At 43.6% G+C, this 367-nt stretch carries 1 protein-coding gene; it reads right to left on the minus strand.

Annotation, left to right across the window (positions count from 1 at the left end; translation table 11 throughout):
• Positions 1-367 (minus strand): GPR endopeptidase (gene gpr / locus ACYVTD_RS18000; protein WP_461248980.1); only part of this gene is annotated, 367 nt, incomplete at both ends.

The raw sequence follows: 367 nt of genomic DNA on the forward strand, positions 1-367 counted from the left end.
ACTATATCCAAAGCCGAATTGGTTACAGTTGCAAGCGATGCCACGGTTGGAACTCCAACGGCGACTATGGGGCAACCAACGTTCTCCTCAGTCAAAGTTTTCCTAAAATTCCCTATGCCAGCGCCAGGGCTAATGCCCGTGTTAGATAATTGTATCGTCCTGTTAACACGTTCCAGACTAAGGCTAGCCAAACTATCAATAGCAATCACAAAATCAGGAGCAATTTCAGCGGCAACCGCTTTAATCATCTCAGCTGTTTCTATTCCTGTCTTGCCCAAAACATTAGGTATGATTGCTGAAATTTCTCTTGTTACTCCTCTTATATGTCTCGTAACCTCGATATTTTCAACTACCAACGGTCCTAAAC

It is taken from the genome of Treponema sp. R6D11 (assembly GCF_054786075.1).